This is a genomic window from Granulicella aggregans, assembly GCF_014203275.1.
GTDB lineage: Bacteria > Acidobacteriota > Terriglobia > Terriglobales > Acidobacteriaceae > Edaphobacter.
Window position 1 is genome coordinate 89,998 of record NZ_JACHIP010000003.1, and the last position, 21,894, is coordinate 111,891.

A 21,894-nucleotide genomic window follows, 5' to 3' on the forward strand; every position below is an offset into this window, starting at 1 on the left:
TCCGGCGCTCTTCTGTTACAAATGCGTCATTGGATTTCGGGTTCCAGAACCCCGGTAGAGCTGTGGAAATCTTGTGCGCTCGCCGTAACCTATTGATAAGAATGAGAGTACGTTTGATATGGCAAAAGCAGTATGGAATGGCCAGACAATTGCTGAAAGCGAAACGTACGAGACCGTAGAAGGCAACATCTATTTTCCCGACGAGTCGGTAAAGCGCGAGTTCTTCAAGCCCAGCTCCACGACCTCAAGCTGCCCCTGGAAGGGTCAGGCGCGCTATTACACGCTCATCGTGGACGGCCAGGAAAACCCCGACGCCGCCTGGTACTACCCCGACCCGAAACCCGCCGCCCGTAATGTCAAGCATCACGTAGCATTCTGGCGCGGAGTTGAAGTAACCAAATAAGTTAGCTCGTTATCATGTGTGCTCGGCGAAGCGTCGCCAAGTAAGGCTGAATCTTGTCCAGCGCCGCCTCGGCGGTCAGGCCATACTTTGCGCGCAGCGCATCCGGCTTGCCGTGCTCGATAAACTCGTCCGGCCATCCGATCCTCACCACGGGAGTCGCGATCTCCTGATCGTTCGCGCACTCCAAGATCGCCGACCCAAACCCGCCCGCCAGGACGTGGTCTTCCATCGTGACGAGAAGACCGCATCGCTTTCCGTACGCCTCCACGCAAGCGGCGTCGACCGGCTTGGCAAAGCGTGGGTTGACTATCGCCACCGAAATGCCCTCGCGCTCCAGCATCGCTGCCAGCCGAATCGCTTCAGGCAGCATCGCGCCCAGCCCAAAGATCGCGACATCCTCCCCGTCCTGAATGATCTCTGCCTTGCCGATCGCCAGTGCCTCGGGCTTGACCTTTACCGGCGTTCCCGGCCCGACACCGCGCGGATAGCGGATCGCCGATGGCCCCGGATGCAGCATCGCCGTGTACATCATGTCGGCGAGTTCGTCCTCGTCCTTCGGAACCATATGAATTAGATTAGGTACGCTCCGTAAATAGCTGATATCAAAAAGCCCATGGTGCGTCGGCCCGTCGTCACCTGAAAGCCCACCACGGTCCATGCAGAAGACGACGGGAAGCTCCTGCAGGCAGACATCATGCACGATCTGGTCAAACGCCCTCTGCAAGAAGGTCGAGTAGATGGCAACGAACGGCTTGTAACCCTTGGTCGCCATGCCGGCAGCAAAGATCACCGCGTGCTCCTCGGCGATACCCACGTCGAAGTACCGCGTCGGATGCAGTGGCCGGAAGAGGTCCAGCGCGGTCCCATTCGGCATAGCTGCCGTGATCGCAACCACCTTGTCGTTCGCCGTAGCAAGTTTCGACAAGCTCTCCGCAAAGATCTCCGAGTAAGTCTTCTGACCTGTCGGCTTCGTCTCACCCGTCTCGGCGTTATAAGGTCCCAGGCCATGGAACTTCTTCTGCTGCTCAATCGCCGGCTGGAACCCTCGGCTCTTCTGCGTGATCGCGTGCAGGATGACGGGCCGGTTTTGCTGCTTCAGGAACTTGAACGTATCGATCAGCAGAGGAAGGTTGTGTCCGTCCAGGGGCCCGAAGTACGTCAGTCCAAACTCTTCGAAGAGCATGCCCGGCCCGATCAGTCCCTTCGCAGCCTCTTCCGCTTTCTTCCGCAGGTGGGTCGCTGTCTTACCGCCAAAGCGCCCGATCAACCCGGATGCCCGCTCGTGCAGCCCGGCGATGGTCGGATTGGTGACGATCTTGTGGAAGTACTCGGCAATAGCCCCGACGTTCTTGTCGATCGACCACGCATTGTCGTTCAGCACGACGATCATTCGCTTCGTCTGCGACGCGATATTGTTCAACGCCTCAAACGAGATGCCGTTGGTGAACGCAGCATCCCCGGCGAGCGCGACGATATGTTCCGATCCGCCGGACATGTCCCGAGCCACCGCCATCCCCAGGGCCGCGCTCAGAGCCGTCCCGGCATGCCCCGCGCCGTAACTGTCATGTTCGCTTTCGGTCCGCAGCATAAAGCCGTTCAGGCCGCCCGGCTGTCGAATCGTATGGAACAGCTTCTCCCGCCCGGTCAACAACTTGTGCACGTAAGCCTGATGGCTTACATCAAAGACAAAGCTGTCCGTCGGCGTGTCGAAGACGTAGTGCATCGCAATCGTCAGCTCGACCACGCCCAGATTCGGGCCGATATGTCCGCCGGTCTTCGAGACGCTATGGATCAGCCGTTCGCGGATCTCCGCCGCGAGCGTCTCCAGTTGTGGGAGCGAGAGCTTCTTGATGTCTGCGGGGGATTCGATCGTCTCGAGGATGTTGCTCATTCACGTACCTGTCTGCCCGTGGATGCGAACCTTGGTGCTGGCGGTAGGGTCCAGTCGATCCTTCGAGCTTGCCGGGACGACTACTTCGCCGCCTGCCGTAGCCCTCAAGTATATCAACCGTTAGACGCCCGAGAAGAGGATTCAGGCGGTCTATTGATCGTGTGAAGTCGGTTACTTAGGCGACAGTACCCTCGCGAACCACCTCCGACACAGGCTCAGCGTCGAATGCTCCCTCCCACCGCGCCACGATCACCGAAGCCAGGCAGTTCCCGACGACGTTGATCATCGTCCGCGCCATATCCATGATCGCGTCGATGCCCAGGATCACGAAGATCGGCTCTGTCGGCAGCCCGAAGGTCGCCGCCGTCGCCAGCAGCACCACCAGCACCGCGCGCGGCACACCGGCCACTCCCTTGCTCGTCAACACCAGTGTCGCCATCATCGCGAGCTGCTTGCCAATCGAAAGATGAATCCCCGCCGCCTGCGCCACAAAGATGCTGGCCACCGCAAGGTAGAGCGTCGATCCATCCAGATTGAAGCTGTATCCCGCCGGGATCACGAAGCTGACAATCCTCCGCGGCACGCCCAGCGCTTCCATACACTCCATCGCGCGCGGAAGTGCGGCCTCGCTGGTTGAGGTAGCAAAGGCGATGGTCGCTGGCTCGGCCACCGCTCGCAGAAACCGCCGGATCGGCACCCGAAAGAACAATGCCGCAGGCAGCAGCACCAGTAGCGCGAAGGCAACCAGCGCAGCGTAGAACGTCAGCAGCAGCTTGCCCAGGTTGACCATCACACCCAGCCCCATGTGGCCGACTGTAAACGCCATCGCCGCGCCGACGCCAATCGGAGCGTAGTACATCACCACATTCGTGAACCGGAACATCACCTCGGAGAGCGACTCGGTCAGCCGCAGCACCGGACCGCGCTTCGAATCCGGCAGTGTAGCGAGCGCAATCCCGAAGAGCACCGCGAAGACTGCCACCTGCAGGATCTGTCCCTCAGCGATCGACTTCGCGATGTTCTCCGGAAAGATATGCAGCAGAAAGTCGTCCCATCGCAGTGCCGGCGGCGTGGCGACCGCCTCATGAGGACTCGCCGGCAGGGTCAGACCTGCACCAGCGTGGCTCAGATTGATAGCAACCAGCCCGATGGCCAGCGCCAGGGTCGTCACCACCTCAAAATAGATAAAGCTTCTCAGCCCCATCCGGCCAACGCCCTTCAGGTCGCCATGCCCGGCGATGCCCGTAATCAGCGTCACCAGGATCAGCGGAGCGACGATCGTTTTGATCAGCCGCAAGAAGATGTCCGAGAAGACCCGCAGATGGATCGCGAACGAGGGAGCGTCAAAGCCAATCTCGGCCCCCGCGATCATCGCAGCGATGATCCATGGAGTCACCGACCGCCGGCCGGCAGCATGCGCCGCCAGCAGAGCGATTCCCGCCCAGCGAAGAATCAAACCAGTAACCGGTACCTGGGGCAGCAACACTCCCGCAGCGATGCCCAGGAGCAAGAGCGCCACTGCGCAGAGAGGCAAAACGAAGCCGGACGGAAGGAATCGCAGAGGTCTTGCATTTGCCATCGCTTGCGAAGAATAACAGTTTCGAACTGGCGTCTCTCGTCGTCTGCACGGCTCAAAGAGATGTCGATTCCAGCCGACATCAACGCTCATCCAAATCTGCAGACGACTGATAGCATGGTCGGTATGCGTCACCTTGTGACAGTTACCGCTTTGCTCTGCGGACTCTACTGTCACACGCAGAGTGCCCCAGCGCAGGGCCGTCTTACCGGGCTACCTCCTCTCCCGCGCTCGCAGCAGTCTCAGAAGTCGACAACATCAACCTATGATCCGCTCCCACAGAACGGATACAAGATAAGCCCGCTAACCCAGCCGACCTTCACTCCCGGCATCATCCTGCTTCTGGAACTGGAGACGAAGTTCGCCGCCTCGGTCGCTGCGGGTGGAGGAAAGGCATTCTCAAGCTGGTTTGCCGACGACGCCGTGTCGCTGGCAAACGGTAAGTCTCCCGTTATGGGAAAGACGGCAATCGCTGCTCAGGCGCAGTGGGACCCGAAGGACTATCAATTGACTTGGGTGGCGCAAGGCGCCCAAATGGGCCCTTCAAACGATATGGGATTTACTTGGGGCCACTATGATGCGGCCTTCAAAGATCAACACGGCCAGACCGTAACCCTGTCTGGTCGCTACATAACTGTATGGAAGAAGGGAAGCGACACCTCCGGGCCAGGCGGGGGTTGGAAGGTGGCGATGGAATCGAGTGCAGAAGAGCCTCCCGACGCAGGGAGCTGCTGCAAACTGCCCAAGCCGTAACCGGAAGACTGTTTACCGATTCAAAGGGTCTCATCATCCCAGGTATTCCAGAAACAACGGAAGGCGTCTCTGGGGTGAGTACGTTGCAGATCTTCAACTGGATTGCCCAGTCACCCATAAGTGGCAGCATTCAGTTTCAGTTCATCTCCTACCATGAAATTTAAGACTATGAGCCAGCGCTCGCTCGAAGACGATGCTTTGCGTGTCGAAGCCGTCGAAAAATACGAGGTCTTGACAACGCCAGTCGATCCGGCGCTCAGCGACCTCGCGCGCCTCACCACTCAGGTCTGCAATACTCCCATCGCCGCGGTCATGTTGCTCGATGGTGACCGTATGGTTTTCAAAGCGACCGTCGGCATCTCCGTCGCGGAGCAGCCTCGCGGCGACAGTCCTTGCGAGCGGACGGTTACCCAGCAGGAAGTCTACGAAGTCGCGGACGCCTATCTTGATCCGGAGCACTCTGAGCGCGGCATCGAACTCGGCGGTCGCATCTTCCGCTACTACGCCGGAGCTCCGCTCATCACCCCGACCGGTACCGTCATCGGCACTGTCTTCGTTCTGGACTCCGTCCCCCGAAAACTCACAGCCTCGCAGCGCGACGCGCTTACCATCATCGGCCGCCAGATCATCACCCGGCTCGAACTCAACAGCCGCGTCCGTCAGATGGAGCTCGCTGCCCGCGTCCATCAGCGAACCGACACCGCCCTTACCGTCGAGCGCAACTTCGTCTCCGCCGTGCTGGACACCGTCGGTGCCCTGGTTGCCGTCTTCGACACCGCCGGCCGCATCGTGCGCTTCAACCGCGCCTGCGAGACCATCTCCGGCTACAAGTCTTCTGAGCTCCTCGGTCGTTATGTCTGGGAGCAACTGATCCCCAGCGAAGACGTTCCCGAAGCCATGCGCGAATTCGAAGGCATTCGGACGGGTGGATATCCCGTCACCTTTGAGAATATTTGGCTCACCCGGACCGGAAGCCCCCGGCGCATCTCCTGGTCGGCGACGGCCCTGCTCGACGCTCAGAAGCAAGTGGCGTTCATCATCTCCACCGGTATCGACGTCACCGTACAACGCGACGCCGAGGCCACCCTGCGCGAGAGCGAAGCCCGCTACCGCGAACTCATCGAGGGGTCGCTCGGCATGGTCTGCACGCACGATGCCACAGGCGTCCTGCTCTCCGTAAACCAGCATGGGGCCGAGGCCATCGGCCGCACCGTCGACGAAGTCGTCGGCCACTCTCTTCTCGACCTCATGTTCCCCGGCACCGAGAAGCTCTTCGCCCAGTATCTCGACCAGATCGCCCGCACCGGCCAGGCCGAAGGCTTGCTCCACCTGCGCCATCTGAACGGCGAACTCCGCGTCATCGCCTTCCGCAACAAGCTCATCTCCGTCCCCGAGCGGCAGCCCTACGTCCTTGGCTTCGGCGTCGATGTCAGCGATAAGATCCGCGCCGAAGGTGAACTCCGCTCCCTCGTCCGCCAGTCCAACTCCATCCTGGAGTCCATCGGCGACGGCATCCTCGGTGTCGACCTCGAAGGCTGCATCACCGTGATGAATCCTGCCGCCGCGCAGATGCTGGGCTACGAGCCGGCAGAGGTGCTCGGCAAGTCCATGCACGATCTCATCCATCATCACCATCCCAGCGGCCAGCACTACTCATGGGAGACATGCCCGGTCAATCTAAGTCTTCGTAAGATGGAGACCACACGCGTCTCGACCGAGGTCTTCTGGCGCAAGGACGGCACCTTCTTCCCGGTCGATTACGTCGCCCGTCCCCAGGTCGATACCGATGCCCGCACCGTAGACGGCGAACGGATCCCCGGCGGCCGTGCCGTCGGCGTCGTTGTCGCCTTCACGGACACCACCCAGCGACGCGCCCTCGACCGCATGAAGGACGAGTTCATCTCCACCGTCTCGCACGAACTCCGCACGCCGCTCACCTCACTTCGCGCCTCCCTCGGCCTGATCCAGAGCGGCGCACTCTCCACCAAGCCCGAGCGAACCCGGCAAATGCTCGATATTGCAATCGGCAACACCGACCGGCTCGTCGCTCTCGTCAACGACATCCTCGACCTAGAACGCATCAACAGCGGCAAGACTGAGCTCAACTACAGTATGTTCGGCATCGACGAACTGCTGCGTAAGGCCGCCGCGACCCAGCGGACTCAAGCCGCCCGCGCCGACATCGAAATCCAGGTTGAAGCGCAGCAGGTTGATGCCTGGGCCGATCCTGACCGCGTCTCCCAGACCATCAACAACCTCATCTCGAACGCCATCAAGTTCTCTCCCAAGGGTGGTCGCATCGTCTTTAAGGCCAGCCGCACGGAGAATGACGAGGTCCAGATCGAAGTCCAGGACTCCGGCCCCGGAATCCCCGAGGACAAGCTCGAACAGATCTTCGAGCGCTTCCACCAGGTCGACGCCTCGGACTCGCGGTCTCGCGGAGGCACCGGCCTCGGCCTCGCCATCTGCCGCAGCATCGTAGAGCAGCATGGCGGTCGCATCTGGGCTACCAGCAAGCCGGACGAGGGCTCCAGCTTCTTCTTCACCCTGCCGTCGCGGCCCTCGGACTCAGACACGTCCCTCATATAAACGACTCTTCCGTCGCAGGCTAAGCCCGGCAAAATCTGCCGTTTACGGCAAACTTTGCTTAGCACCATCGGGGTATTCCACTCCACATTCCCTCAGGTCACTATGGTGCAGCGGTACCTAATCCTCCCCCGGAGCTCTTTCCAGGATTCTGCCGCGAGCATCGATCTTCAGGGAGCGTTCTGTGTCAATTACAACTGGTGTCTCTTCCTCCGTCCTCCAGTCGCTGCTCGACAGCGCATATAGCCCGGTCACTACATCGAGCACCGCCCAGACCGCATCCACCAGCGCAGTCTCCTCAACCTCTCTCCTCTCTTCGTCAACCGACAGCTCATCGACCAGCTCGCTCGACCCTGTTACTCAGGATCTCGTCAACCTGCTGAAGGATCTTGCCTCGGGCGATGCGACCAACGCGAAGACGGCGCTGGCCCAACTGCAGAAGGACCTCAAGGCCAGCTCAACTGAGTCCAACACGACCAAAGACCTGACCTCGTTCCTCAAAGACCTCACCTCGGGTAACACCACCGCAGCTCAGTCCGACATAAAGCAGTTGGAGCTCGATCTTGGCATCAAGCCCGACTCAACTTCTAGCACTTCCGCCTCGGCGACCAGCAGTTCTGACTCGACCTCCGTCACCTCGGAGACCGCCCTGGACAAGCTCGTCACCAAGCTTGCCACCCTTCTGAAATCCGGTAGCACCGACGACGCGCTTCAAGCCGTGGCCAGCTACCTCGTCCAGCACGGCCAGGGAACCGGCTCACTGGTCAACGTCTCCGCCTGACAACCGCTCAGCATCTGTCAAGAACACGTCATCTCGACCGTAGCCATGCGGTTCTATCGCGTGGTAGTGGAGAGACCACCGCATTTCGTCGGCGCGGCGGTTAAACTCCTTCACCACGTACTCGCAAAAGACAACGGCCTCCGTCTGGAGGCCGTTGTCTTTTGCAAACCTTGATCGCTCATCCAACCCTTGTCATACGGCGCGAATCCGGGGTCCCGGGTCGGCGCACTTGCTGGCCGGGGTGGGAAACGGAGGATCTGCTTCCCACCCCAGCCACTAGGCCTCGTCCTGCTCCCGCAATTTCGCGACCACAGCAAAGTCCTCAAGCGTAGTCGTATCGCCTTTGACTTCACCCGTAGTCGCCAACTCCCTCAGCAGCCGCCGCATGATCTTGCCGCTACGAGTCTTCGGTAGAGCATCGGTAAACCGCAAATCATCCGGCCGAGCCAGCGCCCCAATCTCCTTCGCGACCCACTGCCGCAGCTCCTGCCGCAGTTCATCGCTGGCCTCATACCCATGCTCCAGCGTGACGAACGCCGCGATGGCCTGCCCCTTCATCTCATCAGGACGTCCCACCACCGCCGCCTCAGCGACCTTCGTGTGCGCCACAAGGGCCGACTCGATCTCCATCGTCCCCAGCCGGTGGCCGCTCACATTGATGACGTCATCCACGCGCCCCATCAACCAGAAGTAGCCATCCTGATCGCGCCTCGCCCCATCGCCCGTAAAGTACTTGCCCGGCACCTCACTGAAGTAGGCCTCCTCATACCGCTTTGGGTCACCATAGATCGTCCGCGCCATCGAAGGCCAGGGTTTCGAGATTACAAGTAATCCCCCCTGCCCGTCAGGCACGGGCTCGCCCTCCTTTGTAACGATCTCCGGCACAATTCCAAAGAAAGGCCGCGTCGCGGAACCTGGCTTGGTCGCGATCGCCCCTGGGATCGGCGTGATCATGAGCGCGCCTGTCTCCGTCTGCCACCAAGTATCGGCGATCGGGCACCGCTCCTTGCCCACCATGCGGTGATACCACATCCACGCCTCAGGGTTGATCGGCTCGCCCACCGTACCCAGCAGCCGCAGAGAGCCCAGATCGTACTTCTCGATCCACTCGTTGCCCCACTTGATGAACGCTCGGATCGCCGTCGGAGCCGTATAGAACACTGTCACCTTGTGCTCGTCGATGATCTTCCAGAACCGGTCGTTCTCAGGAAAGTTGGGAGCGCCCTCGTACATCAGCACCGTCACGCCGTTCTGCATCGGCCCATACACAACATAGGAGTGCCCGGTAACCCAGCCGATATCGGCTGTGCACCAGTAAACGTCGTCACCCCGCAGATCAAAGACGTACTTGCTCGTCAGATAGGTTCCAACCGCATATCCACCGGTCGTATGAACAAGCCCCTTAGGTTTGCCCGTCGTCCCCGACGTGTAGAGGATGTACAACGGATCTTCCGCGTCCATCCACTCGCACGGACACTCTGCCGCAACGGACCCGACAGCATCATGCAGCCAGATGTCTCGTCCCTCCTGCATGTTGATCGAAGACTTCGTCCGCTGATAGACAATGACGCTCTTCACCGACGGGCACTTGGTCAGCGCCTCATCCACAATCGCCTTCAGCTTGATCTCGCTGCCACGGCGGAAGCTGCCATCCTGCGTCAGCACTGCAACACAGCTTGAGTCGTTGATCCGATCCACCAGCGCATGAGCGGCAAATCCGCCGAAGATCACCGAATGCACCGCACCAATGCGCGCACACGCCAGCAGAGCCATGGCCAGCTCCGGCGACATGCCCATGTAGATCGCAACCCGGTCGCCCTTCTTCACACCCTGCGCCTTCAGCACATTTGCGAACCGCTGCACCTGTTCATGCAGTTCGGCATAGGTGATCTTGCGAACCTCTCCCGGCTCGCCCTCCCACAGAATCGCCACCTTCTCCGGAGTGCTCAGCGCATGGCGGTCCACGCAGTTATGGCAGAGATTGATCTTGCCGTCCACGAACCACTTCGCATGTGGACCCGATCCATCCAGCACCTGCGACCACGGAGCGAACCACTCCAGGTTCGAAGCCGCATCCGCCCAGAACGCATCAGGCTCTTCGACGCTCTTTTTGTACAGAGCTTCATACTCCGCCAGGCTACCGATATGTGCCTTGGCCGCAAACTCGGCCGGGGGAGGGAAGACGCGGTGCTCGCGAAGGGTTGAACTTAAATTGGTGTTTTGTGTCACAAGAGTCTGCCCTGCCATCGAACCATTACCTCGGTTTCACTTGAATAGCAAAAAGGTACGCTATGCCGCGCACCACAGGCAAACAAACGAGCCAGCCTCTCGGACAATCGTCCTAGGCACAGTGTATGGTTGTCCCGGCATCGAAGAATCTGGGTGCGATCAACTCTTACCATGGTTCCCGCAACGCCATCTTGCATCCATGTAAAGAGCACTTGAATACTGGAGTTTTTGAACATGTCTCTTGGCTTTCTTGATCGTGATCGTTCCATTGCGCCGGCCGGATACAGTCGCTGGCTTGTACCTCCTGCCGCTCTCGCCATCCATCTCTCCATCGGCCAGGTGTACTCCTTCTCCGTCTTCAAAAATCCGCTCCTCGCCCTTCACGGCGCGGATGGCTCCGCCTGGAACCTCAAAGCGGTCGGCTATATCTTCTCCATCGCCATCGCCTTCCTCGGAATCTCCGCCGCTCTCTTCGGCGCATGGTTGGAGAAGGCCGGCCCACGCAAGGCGATGTTCTTCGCGGCACTCTGCTTCAGCATCGGCTTCTTCGTAGCGTCAGCCGGTGCCACCACCCACAATCTTGCCCTCATCTACCTCGGCTACGGAGTCATCGGCGGTATCGGCCTCGGCCTGGGATACATCTCTCCCGTCTCGACGTTGATCAAGTGGTTTCCCGATCGCCCGGGCCTCGCAACCGGCCTAGCCATCATGGGCTTCGGCGGAGGCGCCATGATCGGCGGCCCGCTCGCCAACCAGCTCATGGCCCACTTCAAGGCTGCCGGACAGCCCTCTATTCCGTACACCTTCATCACCATGGGTGCGATCTACTTCGTCTTCATGATGTTCGGCGTCTTTACCATCCGCGTCCCCGCTAAGGACTGGAAGCCCGAAGGCTGGACAGCTCCGGTCAGACAATCTGCCCTGATCTCGAAGCACAACGTCGCCGTCGCACAAGCCTGGAAGACCCCGCAGTTCATGCTGCTATGGATCATCCTCTTCACCAACGTCACTGCGGGCATCGGCATCCTCGAGCAAGCCGCCCCGATGATCCAGGACCTCTTCAAAGGTGTCATCAGCCCAACCGCCGCCGTAGGATTTGTCGGCCTCCTCAGCATCTTCAACATGGCCGGCCGGTTCATCTGGGCCTCCTGCTCCGACCTGCTAGGCCGCAAGGTGACCTACTTCGTCTTCTTCACGCTGGGAGCCGTCCTCTACTTCTTCCTCCCCCTCACCCGGCTCGATCACCTGAACTCGGTGACGCTCTTCGTCCTCATCTCAGCGGTTGTGATCTCGATGTACGGCGGCGGCTTTGCCACCATCCCCGCCTACCTGAAGGACCTCTTCGGCGGTTATAACGTCTCCGCGATCCACGGTCGCCTGCTCACCGCCTGGTCGACCGCCGGCATCGTCGGCCCGCTCATCGTCAACGGCATCCTCGATCACTATGTTGCCAACAAGCTACCGAAGCAGGACGCCTATCCGCTCATCCTGCATATCATGTCCGGCCTGCTCGTCGTCGGCTTCATCGCCAACCTCTTCGTGAAGCCTGTCAGCGAGAAGTACTGGCTCAAGGACTCAGAGACCCTGACACCGGTAGGCGCAGCCCACTAAGAGCGTGCCTTCAAAAAGGCCGCAAAGGAGATCCAGCATGACCGAAGTAAAGAAGTCCTCGCCCGCATTGATTGCCGCCGCCTGGGTGATCGTCGTACTCCCCACCCTATGGGGGCTGAACTACACCGTGCAAAATGCGCTGAAGATCTTCGCCAAACCCGCTCCAGCCGCAACCGCACCGATGAAGTAATGAGGAATACCGCATCGCCAAATCAACCTCGTAGTTGCTCAAGCCATCTGGAGTAGCAGCGGGCTTCAGCCCGCGGTACGGCCGCCGCCAGGACAAGGGCTTTAGCCCTGGAGAAGATCCATCGACATCATCACGATGCAGAGAGACTCCGGATCTGCCCTTGTCCCTTCTGGCCGCTACTGCAACAACGCAATCGCAGCATCCGTCATGGCGCTCACACCCATCCGAATCGTCGGTTCAGGCACCGGCGCAAACAAAGGAGAGTGAGGCGAAGGCAGTGGCACGCCCGACTTCTCACTCTGCTCAACCTTCGCCGGGTCATAAGCGCCCAGCCAGAAGATCACCGCAGGGATCTTATGGTCGAGGCCAAAGACACCGAAGTCTTCACTCCCCATCTTCGGATCGTCCTCGACGACCGATTCCTTACCAAACTTTTGTTGAAAGAGCGCGACCAGTCGACCTGAAAGGGCAGGGTCGTTGTACATGGAGGGCGTGTACTCCTGCATCGTGAGGATGGGCATACGATCTGCGGGAACGCCGGCGGCAATGGCGATTCCCTTAGCCGTCCGCTCGATTCCAGCGAGGATCGTCTGCCGCACCGTCTCGTCGTAGGCGCGGAAGTTCAGCTCCATCTTCACTTCATCCGGAATGATATTGCGCTTGGTCCCGCCGTGGATGTCACCAACCGTCAATACGGCCGGTGATCGGGGCGGCGTAGACCGGCTGACGATGGTCTGCAGCGCCACGATGAACTCTGCCGACATCACGATCGGGTCTTTGCCACTCTGTGGCTGCGAAGCATGCGCTCCTACGCCGCGCATAAGGACATCCATGCCCGTCGAACTTGCCATCGCATAGCCGGGTACAACGGCAAGCGTCCCGACGGCCAGGTTGCTGTCATGTAGCGCGATCGCCATGTCCGGTGTTCCGAAGCGCTCATAGAGGTGGTCGGCAAGCATAGCCGCCGCGCCGTCGATCGTCTCCTCGCTCGGCTGCCCGACCAGCATCAGCGTCCCGTGCCACTTCGCCTTCTCCTGAGCCATCAGCCGAGCCACGCCGATCATCGTCGTCACGTGGATGTCGTGCCCGCACGCATGCATCACCCCAACATCCTGCCCCGCAGGATTCTTCGCGCGCACCACGCTCGCATAGGGCAGTTCCGTCTTCTCCGTCACCGGCAAAGCGTCCATGTCCGCCCGCACCAGTAGCGTCGGCCCCGCTCCATTCTTCAGAATCGCCACCACCCCGAACGCCTTCGAACCATCCTTGTAAGTGCCAACACGCTCGGTCACTGTATAACCGGCCGCTCGAAGCTCGCCCGCCAGCAGGGCAGAAGTCTTCTCCTCGTGATGCGACAACTCCGGAGCGGCGTGCAGAGACTTATATGTCGCCAGCAGGTTCGGTAACTGTACATTGGCCAGCGCAGGCACATCCTGCGCACGCAGCGTCGCAGTAGCGACAACCAGGACGGCAGCCGTAAGGCAGCCAACTTCAAGAGTCTTCATGAGTTCTCCGGGAACAGGTATAGACAGGTAAGAACAGGTTTACGGTGCGATCAGTGTATAGCCCTGTAAACTTTCATCAGCATGACGATCCTCTGGTCGGCGATGTTCGCGATATTCTTCGGCTTCGTCTTTGGCGTCGGCTGTTCGCTCGCCGTGATGTACTCCATCTACAACGGCGGCTACCGGGCGGCAGTGAAAGACAGCCAGCTTCCGGCCCCTCCCGAGCGCTACCTCAAGGCACTCAGCGACTTGAAACGCTGACGCGGCGCGTGGAACAAGCCACAATTTGCCGTTCTTCCGGTAAAAAATACCCGGTGACTTTTGCGCTCCGGCCTCGTCGAAATCGCATCGGATACGATCCAGCGGCGGAGTTCGCAGGTCCTCTACCGCCACTGGCGCAGCTTCGGCAGACATCCAAACGGAAGGGTATGTTTACCTCCCCGTTACCCTCAAGCCACCTCTCGCGCCGGACGATCATCTATAGGGAGAACGCAAAATCAGCAGCAAACGGCATGATTCCATAGGGGACACCCCTGCAACGAAAGTGCAAGTGCCATGCCGCAGTGGACAGGCGACGATACTATCATCGGTTACGGAAGTGTACCCTGATAGTGCGTACCGATTTTTTACCGCTACCGTTGCAGCCAGACTCCGGCGCGGTGAGAAGCATAGGGTGGCGGCCAATCCGGACCATCGCTCCATGACGTGACTTGTTGCAGCTTTTAGCCGGGGTGTACAGGATCGAACCGATAGAGTTCAGCCTGGCCATCCAAATCCTCACTCGACTACCAGCTTCCGGCAGGAAGCTGCACAAAGGGCGCTCCCACATCATGGCCAATTCGCTGCAACCACTTCCTGAACAGCTCCAGGCGCCGACTAAGGCACCGACCACGATCCCAATCAAGTCAGCGGTCCCCGCTGCCAGACGTACAGCCCCAGCTCCTGTCTCTACTCGCCAGTTCAAGGACTTCGGTCTGCTCGACGCTGGCAAGCAGAGCAAGGCCTCGACCGCCACGGCTGTCGCGATCAACGTCCTCGTCGTAGCTCTGGTCATTGCCCTGAGCGTCACGGCCAAAAAGACTCTGGACGCCCGCCGCGAAGTCACCATGCTGACCATGCCGGTCATCAAGCCGCTGCCGCCGCCGGAACCGAAGATACTGCCCCAGCCCAAGCTGCCGACTCCAGTGGTCAAAGTTGACCCGCCCAAGATCAAGCTCCCCGACGTCAAGCCCATCGAAGCACCCAAGCCCGCTGAAGTGAAGATGACCCAACCGGCCCCGGTCGTCACGCCCGCCGCTCCCAGGAAGGTAGTCGCGCCGCCCGCCCCCGTAGTCGTCAGCCTTGCGCATCCGATGGCCGCCTCGGTCGTCAATAATTCACCCCATCCGACCGCGGTAGCCCTCGGCAGCACCAATAATCCCATCGCCCCTTCAAACCGCCCCGCGGTCTCCGCCATCAATCTCGGCCAGAAGGGCGTCCCGGGCATGCCCGCCTCAAACTCTGGCGGCGGTCCCGCTGCCACGGCAGTCAGTCTCGGCTCCGGCAGCCCCGGCGGCCAGCAACTCGCCGGCAATGGCGTTCGTCCCGTCCAGGGTGTCAAGCTCGGCGTAACCGGCGGCACCGGCCCCATGAACTCCACCGGCCACACCGCCGGTCAAGTGAATCTGGGGCAGGTCCAGCAGGTCTCTCTGCCGAAGCCCGCCGCCGCATCCGCTTCCGGAACTCCGCAGAACACCCCCAAGGTCCTCTATAAGCCCAAACCGGCCTACACCGCGGAAGCTACCGCCCTCCACATCAACGGAGTCGTCCAGGTTCGCATCCGCGTCTCAGCCACCGGCTCAGTCACCGTCCTCGCCATCACCCGCCCTCTCGGCCACGGTCTCGACCAGTCGGCAGAACACGCCGCCCAGGCCATGCGCTTCCAGCCAGCGGTCGACGCCAACGGCCACCCCGTCGACTGGGAAGGAAACGTCACCGTGACGTTCCAGTCTGAATCGAACGGCTGATTCAAGCAAGACACCTCATCGCGGCCTGAAACCCCCAGCCGTATGCTGGTGAAAGCAGTTCTAACGTCTTAGTTGCAGCGTGTAAGTTCAGGAGCTTTGAAAAATGGTCTTTCGGAAACATCCCTTCGCGACGCTGCTCACAGCGGCCCTCCTCGTCTCTTCGCTTCCGGCAAACGCCGCTGTTCTGGGCATCCTTGGCGGCAAGAAGAAGAAGGAAGAGGCTCCGGCCCGCAAGCTGACGCCCGCGCAGAACGCGCTCCTCGATAAGGCAATCACCCGCGAGGCCGCAACCGTTAAGGTCATCAAAGAGCGCACCCCGCTGCTCGAGATCTACATCCAGAACATGAAGCCCGAGGCCGGCGTCGTCCAGGTGCCCGAGTCTGACGAGCAGTACCTCACCCGCATCGACTTCGGCAAGCACATCGGCGAAGACTCCTTCGCGCGCAACGACATCAAGGCCAAGGAAGACCACAAGATCGGCGGCCTCTTCAAGCGTACCCTCGGCTTCGCCGGTGGCCTCGGTAACGGCCTTCGTCTCCAGTTCAACCCCGCTGGATTCGCCCGCATGCTGGTCATGGACGACGAAGACTTCAGCCGCACCTACTATAACTTCGGCTACGTCCGTAATGAGTTCCTCGGCAACGTCCCCACCGCAGTCTTCGATGTAACCCCCATCGCCAACAAGAGCATCATCCCCGGCAACAGCAAGCTTGCCGGTAAGTTCATCGGCCGCATCTGGGTCGAGACCCGCAACGGCAACGTCGTCCGCTTCGACGGCAACGTCTCCGGCACCGAGAAGGACTTCAAGGAGTACTACCACTTCGACAGTTGGCGTACGAACGTTCAGCCCGACCTCTGGCTCCCCAACTCCATCTACGTCGAAGAGACTGACCCTAAGAGCCCCACCAAGACCCTCCAGTTCAAGGCCATCAACCACGTCTGGGGTTACGTGTTGAAGGTTCCCGAGAAGGAAGCCGAAAACACCTCGGTTGAAGTCGAAGGCGCAACCGATGTCTCGAACGACGCGCAGGATGTCAGCCCTCTCGGAGCACAGCGCGCCTGGGTGCAGCAAGCCGAAGACAACGTGATCGAGCGTCTCTTTGAAGCCGGTCTCCTCGACGCTCCCGGCAGTGAGTTCGACAAGACTCTCGAAGCCCTCGCCAGCAACATCCTCGCCTACAACAACATCACCGTCTCCCGCCCAATCCGCGTGCGGACTCTCATGACCGAGCCGCTCGAGTCGCTCGCCGTTGGCAACACCATCATCCTCTCGAAGGGCCTCATCGATACCACCGGCATCGTCACCCAGGATGGAGCCCAGCAGGCAGGCGACCTCAACGCCGCCCTCGCCTTCCAGCTCGCGCACATCATCCTCGGCCACCGCCTCGACACCAAGTACGCCTTCAACGACCGCCTCCTCTTTCCCGACACCACCGCCTTCAAGCGCATTCCTATGCACCACACCGATGCCGACAACGAGGCTGCCGCGAAGAAAGCAATCGAGCTGCTCAATGCTAAGGAACTCGTCGACAGCCAGAAGTACTTCGGCCTCTATCTCGCCCAGCTTCGCGCCCGCGTCGATGGCCTGAAGGCCCTGAATGAGCCGATGATCGGCGACGGCATCGTCAAGAACGACAAGGACAGCGCCTTCTGGATGCAGGCCCTCGTGCCCAAAGCCGACAAGCTCGACATGAACGACCTGAAGCAGCAGGGAGCCGTTCCGCTAGCCAGCTTCCTCCGCTTCGATCCCTGGACCGACAAGCTCATTCCAATGCACTCCGCCTTCGAACCCATCCTCAGCCCGGCTGACAAGATGCCCTTCGAGATCGAGCCCGTCTACCTGAAGCTGAGCTACTACAAGGCACCCGCACCTCCGGCAGACGTAGCCGCTCCCGCTCCCACAGCCGCTGCTCCGACCACTGCCGCGCCTGACGCCGCTGCTCAGCCGGCGGCCGCTGCCGCAGCTCCCGACGCCACCACCGGAACGGCGACGCCTCCTGCGCCGCAGAACTAAGCATCAAAATGCGAGAGCGGTCGTTTCATTGACCGCTCTCGCGCTCAGCATGGTTGTCCAGCTCGTTGGCCGTATCGAATCCGGGCCTTCTACAAATCAGGAGTTACGAATGTTGAGGAAGACGCTCTTATCCCTATTGCTGGCGGCAGGCTCTGTCTCGGCGATGCAGGCCCAGAAGCTGCCCACGGCAACGCGCTCACTCGACATCCAGGCGGGCGGAGAGTTCGTCTACGGCCATTCGGACTACGGCAGAAACATCAAGGGCTACGGCTTCTACGGCGATGTCGACTTCAAACCGCACTTCGGCGTAGAGGGTGAATACCGCCAGGCCAACGGCACCGACCAGATCTACGAGCGCACCTACGAGATCGGCGGTCGCTATATCTTCTTCCGTAAGCCCCGCTGGACTCCCTATGCGAAGGTCATGTACGGCCGCGGTGTCTTTAACTTTCCGCCCTTCTTTGCTGGCGGTCCATCGGCTGCCAACCTGGCCTACAACATGGCCGTAATCGGTGGCGGAGTCGACTACAAGATCAAGCCGTATCTGAACATCCGCGGCGACTTCGAATACCAGGACTGGTTCTCAAACCTCGGCCTGAAGAACGGCCTCACGCCCTACTTCGGCAGCATCGGCGTCGCCTACCACTTCCGGTAGCCAACTCTTTGGTAGCCACGCTCCAAGACATCGGATCCATCGTTTGTTGACCCCACGGCTTTAGCCGTGCCCTAAGTTCGGCAAAAAATGAGTGACCCTGATCTTCCCGCCGCGAAGCGGCGGGAAGATCAGGGTCACTTTTTCATGGAACGCAAGATCTGGCTCTCAATGCCCTACAGCCTCATCCGGGAACAAGCGGATATCTTCCACCCCGCGATACCGCTCCGCATAGTCCATGCCGTACCCAATCACGAACTGGTTCGGAATGCTGAAGGCCACGTAATCTGCCTCGATCGGAACCAGACGTCGCTCCGGCTTATCCAGGCAGGTAGCGATCTTCAGCGAAGCGGGCTTGTGCTGCAGCATCAAGCCGCGCAGGTAGCTCAAGGTCAGTCCGGTATCCAGAATGTCTTCGACGATGATGACGTGTTTGCCCTCGATCGGGTTGTCGATGTCCTTGATCAGTTTCACAGCGCCGGAAGACACTCGGGCGCGACCATAGCTGGAGACGGCGACGAAGTCGAAGGTATTGTCTACTTCGATGGCGCGAGCAAGATCGGAGAGGAAGATCGCCGCACCCTTCAAAACGCCAATCAAAACGATCGAATGTCCGGCGTAGTCGGCCGAGATCTGCTTGCCGATCGCGGCGACGCGCTCGGCGATCTGTTCCTTCGAGATCAGGACTTCCATGGTGGCGGAGGGAGGGAAAGTTGGGGGCGTGCTGTTGGACATAAAGCAAAGGGTAGCGCGAACCGTGCCTTTATGGAAAGAGCGCCGGTTACATCCGCGTGATTCCTGCCGCATTGATGGCGATATACTTGAAAGGAAACGAGGCGTATGTACCCTTATTTGACGATTGGCCCCTGGCATCCGGGCACGTTTGGCCTGCTGTTGTGGCTTGCAGCAGTGACGGCGACAGTTGTGTTGCACAGAAACTTCGTACGCAACGGAGTGGATGCGGACGCGCTGAATGTAGTAGCTCTGGCGGTCGTCTGCGGAATTTTAGGCGCGAAGGCCTGGCACGAACTGCAGGATGTCCCGACCATGCTGATGGCGTTCAAACGCATGCAGGCTCCGGGGTGGAACCATCCCCTCGAGATTCTCGGCGAGTTCCTCACCTGGTTCCGCGCGGGCTTCGCGTGGTTCGGCGGTATGCTTGCCGGCATCGCTGTGCTGTTGTGGCAGGGCATGGAGGCGAAACCTGACACTCTACGTGGAGGGTGGGCCGGCATTCGCATGCTTGACCTTGCAACCCCTGCTGCTGCGGTAGGGTACGGTATCGGCCGCATCGGCTGCCTGACCTCCGGCGACGGCGACTACGGAAAAGTGACGGCCCTTCCGTGGGGAGTTCACATGGCAAAGGATGCTCTGGTGCCGACTCCCTACCTCGTGCAGCCGACTCCGATCTACGAACTGCTCTTCTCGCTTGCTTTGGCGTGGCTGCTTTGGAAGCTGGGAAATAAGTCGCGCCCCGTCGGCTGGCTGACAGGCTTCTACCTCGCAGTGAGCGGTCTAGGGCGGTTTCTAGTCGAATTCGTACGCATCAACCCACCGGTGTTTCACGGTCTTTCGAACGCCCAGGTCGCCTCTCTGGTCTCGATCCTCTTAGGTGGGCTGACGATGGTTCTGGCGCGCAAGAAAGTTCCCGGACCAGTTCTCGTAGATGTTGCGGCCTCCGCATGATGGATCTGTTCCAGAAAAACCGGTAAAACCCGCTAAACCCCGCAGATGTTCCACGTGGAACATTTCTCCACACCGGCCTGTGATAGCTTCTAAAGTCTCTTTAAATAGGCTTTTGCAGCCTCTAATTCGGGAAAAAGCCGTTCTTCTGCCTGGAATTCGCGCGAATGCACGCATCGACGCCCTGCTTTGACACGAACAGGGTGTTTGAGGTGCAGCATCTCGTGATACAGCAGGTACTCGATGGCGCATCGCGGAGTATCGGGCCGGTCGAAGACCCTGCTGACCACGATTGTGTTGTGCGCGGCGTCGTAGTGGCCCAGCATGCGGCGTGCATGATGCGCTGACCAGGTAAGCGTCGGCCGGCCCAACAATCCGTGAAAGAAGCGCGTGTTCAGCGCTTCGAAGACCTCGTCGAGATCGTAGAAGTGTCCGACCGGTGCAACGAGCCTCTTCCGTCCCCGCGTCTGCCGCACATGTTCCGCCTGTTTCGAGACAGCTTCGGACGACACGTGGCGACGATATCGATCGGCGTGATGTGGCGCGATGGCCTTTCGATAGAGTTTCGCCAATAGAATGTGTGCGATAGCGCGAAGCACCGACTCCGGAGCGTATTCCAGAATGTCCGACAGGCGAACGTGCAACTGGCCCTCGCGTAGACGGATCGTCGTATTCAACGATGTAAATCGGCGAAATCGAATATCAAGCGGAGGGATCGGGGCGCGCGGACGGAGTTCGCGGTACTCCTCTTCAAAGAGGGGCGTCAGCGCGTGGGTTTGCGCGGAGGTTTTTGCTGGGGATGGCACTCTTTTTCGAGGTTAGCACGGTGGCTTGTGGGTGTGAGCGCGGCCCTTATTCCTCAACAACATTGCCCTCCGCATCCTTTTGCAGTGGATGCGCGGCGAACCAGGTCTTCTGGTCATCGATGAGGTGTTCTGCGTCTTCCCGAAGATCACGGATGGATTCGAGCGAAAGTTTGCGGGAGATGTTGTAGGCGTCGTCGTCGGGTGGAGACTTGATGACCGAAGACCAGCGATCAATGGCGCGAAGCAGCTTAGGCAGCGCCTTGCGGATGTCGCGATGGCGCGGGCCGTACTCGTTCAGATTGTCTTCAAGGTTGTCGGCGATGGCGATGAACTGTTCCAGGGTGTCGTGGATGTCCTGCTCACGTCCGGGACGGCGAGGGCCCGTGGTGAGCTTGCGAATGGCTTCGGTGCGTTCATCCATGAACTTGATGAAGGCCATGACCCGTTCGTTGGGCATACGGTTGGTGTCGCGGAGCTCTTCGATCTCCTTCTGCGAGAGGGGATCTTCCGAACGCTGGAAGGCGGGGTGCAGGAAGCAGGAGACAGGGCGCAAAGCGGCGTTGAGCGCAGGCGTGATGAAGAGGCACAGGGTAAAAGCAAGTCGGCGCTGGAAAGTTAGTCGGCGCATACCGGGATGATAAGCGTGCTAATTGTAGAAATACAGCGATCCTTCGCTGTGCGATGGCGCCCTCGTGGGCGGCCCGGTAGCCGGAACCAGCGCTAGTGGCGGAAGACCTGCGTGAGAAGCTCGTCGTGTACGCCGTCCAGCTGCTTCAATGTCGCCTGCAGGGCGAGCTGGTCATCCCCGGTCGCGTGATGCACATACTCGCCAAGATGGAAGGTGGTGTGCTCCATCAGCTTCTCGGCTTCCTTGATGCGTTTGGTGTTATTGGCCAGGTTCTGGTGGATGAGCTGGGCGTAGTGCTGAATCTTTTTGAGCGTGGCGGCACCCTGTTCGAAATCGCCGTCGAGAAACTGCTTGCCTGCGAGCTGGGTCATGCTGTGGACCAGTTCGGTGTAAAGGAAGCACTGTTCGCGCGGCTGGGCCATCATGGCGCGCTGCTCCAGCATGGCGATGAACTGTGGGGCCGGAATGGTCTCGTCAATGGCGGCGCGGGCCGGCGCAGCGGTAAGCAGAAGGGTGGCCAGGGTGAGAACGGCGGCGGCTGGTGCGATGTTGATTCGACAGGGAAGCTGCATGGTGCACC

At 60.2% G+C, this 21,894-nt stretch carries 19 protein-coding genes; 11 read left to right on the forward strand and 8 right to left on the reverse strand.

Features of this window, described 5'->3' with window-relative positions; all coding sequences use genetic code 11:
• Window positions 1-118 precede the first annotated feature (118 nt).
• Entirely contained in the window at window positions 119-403 is a 285-nt protein-coding gene (locus tag HDF16_RS10685) for a DUF427 domain-containing protein (RefSeq protein ID WP_184216466.1), read from the forward strand.
• Between the two features lies 1 nt (window position 404).
• Here the strand turns inward: HDF16_RS10685 and dxs are convergent, their stop codons facing one another.
• Together dxs and HDF16_RS10695 are read right to left on the reverse strand one after the other, a co-directional pair.
• The gene (dxs, locus tag HDF16_RS10690) at window positions 405-2,294 is read right to left on the reverse strand and encodes a 1-deoxy-D-xylulose-5-phosphate synthase (RefSeq protein ID WP_184216468.1); all 1,890 of its coding nucleotides are present in this window, start codon (window positions 2,292-2,294) and stop codon (window positions 405-407) included.
• Between the two features lie 175 nt (window positions 2,295-2,469).
• Window positions 2,470-3,873 carry a dicarboxylate/amino acid:cation symporter gene (locus HDF16_RS10695; protein WP_184216470.1) on the reverse strand — a complete coding sequence of 468 codons (1,404 nt, stop codon included), beginning with the start codon at window positions 3,871-3,873 and terminating at the stop codon, window positions 2,470-2,472.
• Between the two features lie 60 nt (window positions 3,874-3,933).
• Between HDF16_RS10695 and HDF16_RS10700 the strand changes: the two genes are divergently transcribed.
• From HDF16_RS10700 to HDF16_RS10710, 3 genes are all read left to right on the forward strand, one after another.
• Window positions 3,934-4,623 (forward strand): YybH family protein, encoded by a 690-nt coding sequence (locus HDF16_RS10700; RefSeq protein ID WP_246409009.1) that lies wholly within the window; start codon window positions 3,934-3,936, stop codon window positions 4,621-4,623.
• Between the two features lie 168 nt (window positions 4,624-4,791).
• Entirely contained in the window at window positions 4,792-7,212 is a 2,421-nt protein-coding gene (locus tag HDF16_RS10705) for a PAS domain S-box protein (protein ID WP_184217421.1), read from the forward strand.
• Between the two features lie 181 nt (window positions 7,213-7,393).
• Window positions 7,394-7,990 (forward strand): hypothetical protein, encoded by a 597-nt coding sequence (locus HDF16_RS10710; RefSeq protein WP_184216472.1) that lies wholly within the window; start codon window positions 7,394-7,396, stop codon window positions 7,988-7,990.
• Between the two features lie 276 nt (window positions 7,991-8,266).
• Here the strand turns inward: HDF16_RS10710 and acs are convergent, their stop codons facing one another.
• On the reverse strand, window positions 8,267-10,237 hold the full coding sequence (gene acs / locus HDF16_RS10715) for an acetate--CoA ligase (protein WP_184216474.1): 1,971 nt from the start codon (window positions 10,235-10,237) through the stop codon (window positions 8,267-8,269).
• Between the two features lie 216 nt (window positions 10,238-10,453).
• On the opposite strand from acs, the gene HDF16_RS10720 reads away from it, so the two are divergent.
• Together HDF16_RS10720 and HDF16_RS10725 are read left to right on the forward strand one after the other, a co-directional pair.
• Window positions 10,454-11,830 (forward strand): L-lactate MFS transporter, encoded by a 1,377-nt coding sequence (locus HDF16_RS10720; RefSeq protein ID WP_184216476.1) that lies wholly within the window; start codon window positions 10,454-10,456, stop codon window positions 11,828-11,830.
• Between the two features lie 37 nt (window positions 11,831-11,867).
• Window positions 11,868-12,020, forward strand: coding sequence for an MFS transporter small subunit (locus HDF16_RS10725; RefSeq protein WP_184216477.1), 153 nt, complete (start codon window positions 11,868-11,870; stop codon window positions 12,018-12,020).
• Between the two features lie 176 nt (window positions 12,021-12,196).
• Here HDF16_RS10725 and HDF16_RS10730 read toward each other — a convergent pair whose 3' ends face one another.
• Window positions 12,197-13,525, reverse strand: a complete 1,329-nt coding sequence (locus HDF16_RS10730; protein ID WP_184216479.1) for an amidohydrolase — start codon at window positions 13,523-13,525, stop codon at window positions 12,197-12,199.
• Window positions 13,526-13,606: 81 nt separating this feature from the next.
• On the opposite strand from HDF16_RS10730, the gene HDF16_RS10735 reads away from it, so the two are divergent.
• From HDF16_RS10735 to HDF16_RS10750, 4 genes are all read left to right on the forward strand, one after another.
• On the forward strand, window positions 13,607-13,786 hold the full coding sequence (locus tag HDF16_RS10735; RefSeq protein WP_184216481.1) for a hypothetical protein: 180 nt from the start codon (window positions 13,607-13,609) through the stop codon (window positions 13,784-13,786).
• Window positions 13,787-14,355: 569 nt separating this feature from the next.
• The gene (locus HDF16_RS10740) at window positions 14,356-15,531 is read left to right on the forward strand and encodes an energy transducer TonB (protein ID WP_184216483.1); all 1,176 of its coding nucleotides are present in this window, start codon (window positions 14,356-14,358) and stop codon (window positions 15,529-15,531) included.
• Window positions 15,532-15,634: 103 nt separating this feature from the next.
• On the forward strand, window positions 15,635-17,545 hold the full coding sequence (locus tag HDF16_RS10745; RefSeq protein WP_184216484.1) for a hypothetical protein: 1,911 nt from the start codon (window positions 15,635-15,637) through the stop codon (window positions 17,543-17,545).
• Window positions 17,546-17,654: 109 nt separating this feature from the next.
• A complete protein-coding gene (locus HDF16_RS10750; protein WP_184216486.1) occupies window positions 17,655-18,200 on the forward strand; it encodes an outer membrane beta-barrel protein in 546 nt (181 codons plus the stop codon).
• Window positions 18,201-18,365: 165 nt separating this feature from the next.
• Here the strand turns inward: HDF16_RS10750 and hpt are convergent, their stop codons facing one another.
• Window positions 18,366-18,932 carry a hypoxanthine phosphoribosyltransferase gene (gene hpt / locus HDF16_RS10755; protein ID WP_184216488.1) on the reverse strand — a complete coding sequence of 189 codons (567 nt, stop codon included), beginning with the start codon at window positions 18,930-18,932 and terminating at the stop codon, window positions 18,366-18,368.
• 105 nt (window positions 18,933-19,037) lie between these two features.
• Between hpt and HDF16_RS10760 the strand changes: the two genes are divergently transcribed.
• Entirely contained in the window at window positions 19,038-19,883 is an 846-nt protein-coding gene (locus HDF16_RS10760) for a prolipoprotein diacylglyceryl transferase (RefSeq protein ID WP_184216489.1), read from the forward strand.
• A gap of 89 nt (window positions 19,884-19,972) precedes the next feature.
• Here HDF16_RS10760 and HDF16_RS10765 read toward each other — a convergent pair whose 3' ends face one another.
• From HDF16_RS10765 to HDF16_RS10775, 3 genes are all read right to left on the reverse strand, one after another.
• Window positions 19,973-20,686, reverse strand: coding sequence for a M48 family peptidase (locus HDF16_RS10765; protein ID WP_348641292.1), 714 nt, complete (start codon window positions 20,684-20,686; stop codon window positions 19,973-19,975).
• A gap of 46 nt (window positions 20,687-20,732) precedes the next feature.
• Window positions 20,733-21,314: a hypothetical protein gene (locus tag HDF16_RS10770; protein WP_246409010.1), complete on the reverse strand. Its 582-nt coding sequence runs from the start codon at window positions 21,312-21,314 to the stop codon at window positions 20,733-20,735.
• Between the two features lie 92 nt (window positions 21,315-21,406).
• Window positions 21,407-21,886: a hypothetical protein gene (locus tag HDF16_RS10775; RefSeq protein WP_184216491.1), complete on the reverse strand. Its 480-nt coding sequence runs from the start codon at window positions 21,884-21,886 to the stop codon at window positions 21,407-21,409.
• Window positions 21,887-21,894 lie beyond the last annotated feature (8 nt).

What these genes read in the sequence shown, in the direction of transcription:
- HDF16_RS10745 (WP_184216484.1), top strand. Translation starts at nt 15,635, where the DNA reads ATGGTCTTTCGGAAACATCCCTTCGCGACGCTGCTCACAGCGGCCCTC.
- HDF16_RS10735 (WP_184216481.1), top strand. Translation starts at nt 13,607, where the DNA reads ATGACGATCCTCTGGTCGGCGATGTTCGCGATATTCTTCGGCTTCGTC.
- HDF16_RS10740 (WP_184216483.1), top strand. Translation starts at nt 14,356, where the DNA reads ATGGCCAATTCGCTGCAACCACTTCCTGAACAGCTCCAGGCGCCGACT.
- HDF16_RS10725 (WP_184216477.1), top strand. Translation starts at nt 11,868, where the DNA reads ATGACCGAAGTAAAGAAGTCCTCGCCCGCATTGATTGCCGCCGCCTGG.
- HDF16_RS10695 (WP_184216470.1), bottom strand. Translation starts at nt 3,873, where the DNA reads ATGGCAAATGCAAGACCTCTGCGATTCCTTCCGTCCGGCTTCGTTTTG.
- hpt (WP_184216488.1), bottom strand. Translation starts at nt 18,932, where the DNA reads ATGTCCAACAGCACGCCCCCAACTTTCCCTCCCTCCGCCACCATGGAA.
- HDF16_RS10700 (WP_246409009.1), top strand. Translation starts at nt 3,934, where the DNA reads ATGTCGATTCCAGCCGACATCAACGCTCATCCAAATCTGCAGACGACT.
- acs (WP_184216474.1), bottom strand. Translation starts at nt 10,237, where the DNA reads ATGGCAGGGCAGACTCTTGTGACACAAAACACCAATTTAAGTTCAACC.
- HDF16_RS10720 (WP_184216476.1), top strand. Translation starts at nt 10,454, where the DNA reads ATGTCTCTTGGCTTTCTTGATCGTGATCGTTCCATTGCGCCGGCCGGA.
- HDF16_RS10775 (WP_184216491.1), bottom strand. Translation starts at nt 21,886, where the DNA reads ATGCAGCTTCCCTGTCGAATCAACATCGCACCAGCCGCCGCCGTTCTC.
- HDF16_RS10705 (WP_184217421.1), top strand. Translation starts at nt 4,792, where the DNA reads ATGAGCCAGCGCTCGCTCGAAGACGATGCTTTGCGTGTCGAAGCCGTC.
- dxs (WP_184216468.1), bottom strand. Translation starts at nt 2,294, where the DNA reads ATGAGCAACATCCTCGAGACGATCGAATCCCCCGCAGACATCAAGAAG.
- HDF16_RS10760 (WP_184216489.1), top strand. Translation starts at nt 19,038, where the DNA reads ATGTACCCTTATTTGACGATTGGCCCCTGGCATCCGGGCACGTTTGGC.
- HDF16_RS10730 (WP_184216479.1), bottom strand. Translation starts at nt 13,525, where the DNA reads ATGAAGACTCTTGAAGTTGGCTGCCTTACGGCTGCCGTCCTGGTTGTC.
- HDF16_RS10685 (WP_184216466.1), top strand. Translation starts at nt 119, where the DNA reads ATGGCAAAAGCAGTATGGAATGGCCAGACAATTGCTGAAAGCGAAACG.
- HDF16_RS10750 (WP_184216486.1), top strand. Translation starts at nt 17,655, where the DNA reads ATGTTGAGGAAGACGCTCTTATCCCTATTGCTGGCGGCAGGCTCTGTC.
- HDF16_RS10770 (WP_246409010.1), bottom strand. Translation starts at nt 21,314, where the DNA reads ATGCGCCGACTAACTTTCCAGCGCCGACTTGCTTTTACCCTGTGCCTC.